This window comes from Streptomyces gamaensis, assembly GCF_042656465.1.
In the GTDB taxonomy this organism is placed as follows: domain Bacteria; phylum Actinomycetota; class Actinomycetes; order Streptomycetales; family Streptomycetaceae; genus Streptomyces; species Streptomyces gamaensis.
In genome coordinates this window covers 1-1,406 of sequence record NZ_JBHSPB010000058.1, presented here as the reverse complement: position 1 = coordinate 1,406, position 1,406 = coordinate 1, and the positions used below count along the sequence as shown (strand labels likewise).

The 1,406-nt window shown below is 56.4% G+C and carries 1 rRNA gene; it reads right to left on the bottom strand.

The window, feature by feature from the left end:
* Positions 1-12: 12 nt before the first annotated feature.
* Positions 13-1,406: ribosomal RNA gene (locus ACFP1Z_RS33660) — 23S ribosomal RNA — on the bottom strand; the annotation flags it as partial.

Genomic DNA, 1,406 nt, shown 5'->3' with positions numbered 1-1,406 from the left:
ACGCGAGCAACTGAGGACAAGCCCTCGGCCTATTAGTACCGGTCAACTCCACACCTTACGATGCTTCCATATCCGGCCTATCAACCCAGTCGTCTACTGGGAGCCTTACCCCATCAAGTGGGTGGGAGTCCTCATCTCGAAGCAGGCTTCCCGCTTAGATGCTTTCAGCGGTTATCCCTCCCGAACGTAGCCAACCAGCCATGCCCTTGGCAGAACAACTGGCACACCAGAGGTTCGTCCGTCCCGGTCCTCTCGTACTAGGGACAGCCCTTCTCAAGACTCCTACGCGCACAGCGGATAGGGACCGAACTGTCTCACGACGTTCTAAACCCAGCTCGCGTACCGCTTTAATGGGCGAACAGCCCAACCCTTGGGACCGACTCCAGCCCCAGGATGCGACGAGCCGACATCGAGGTGCCAAACCATCCCGTCGATATGGACTCTTGGGGAAGATCAGCCTGTTATCCCCGGGGTACCTTTTATCCGTTGAGCGACGGCGCTTCCACAAGCCACCGCCGGATCACTAGTCCCGACTTTCGTCCCTGCTCGACCCGTCGGTCTCACAGTCAAGCTCCCTTGTGCACTTACACTCAACACCTGATTGCCAACCAGGCTGAGGGAACCTTTGGGCGCCTCCGTTACCCTTTAGGAGGCAACCGCCCCAGTTAAACTACCCACCAGACACTGTCCCTGATCCGGATCACGGACCCAGGTTAGACATCCAGCACGACCAGAGTGGTATTTCAACGACGACTCCACACACACTGGCGTGCATGCTTCACAGTCTCCCACCTATCCTACACAAGCCGAACCGAACACCAATATCAAGCTGTAGTAAAGGTCCCGGGGTCTTTCCGTCCTGCTGCGCGAAACGAGCATCTTTACTCGTAGTGCAATTTCACCGGGCCTATGGTTGAGACAGTCGAGAAGTCGTTACGCCATTCGTGCAGGTCGGAACTTACCCGACAAGGAATTTCGCTACCTTAGGATGGTTATAGTTACCACCGCCGTTTACTGGCGCTTAAGTTCTCAGCTTCGCAACCCCGAAGAGTCGCTAACCGGTCCCCTTAACGTTCCAGCACCGGGCAGGCGTCAGTCCGTATACATCGCCTTACGGCTTCGCACGGACCTGTGTTTTTAGTAAACAGTCGCTTCTCGCTGGTCTCTGCGGCCACACCCAGCTCCGGAGGCAAACTCCATCACCAGACATGGCCCCCCTTCTCCCGAAGTTACGGGGGCATTTTGCCGAGTTCCTTAACCATAGTTCACCCGAACGCCTCGGTATTCTCTACCAGACCACCTGAGTCGGTTTAGGGTACGGGCCGCCATGAAACTCGCTAGAGGCTTTTCTCGACAGCATAGGATCATCCACTTCACCACAATCGGCTCGGCATCAGGTCTCACCC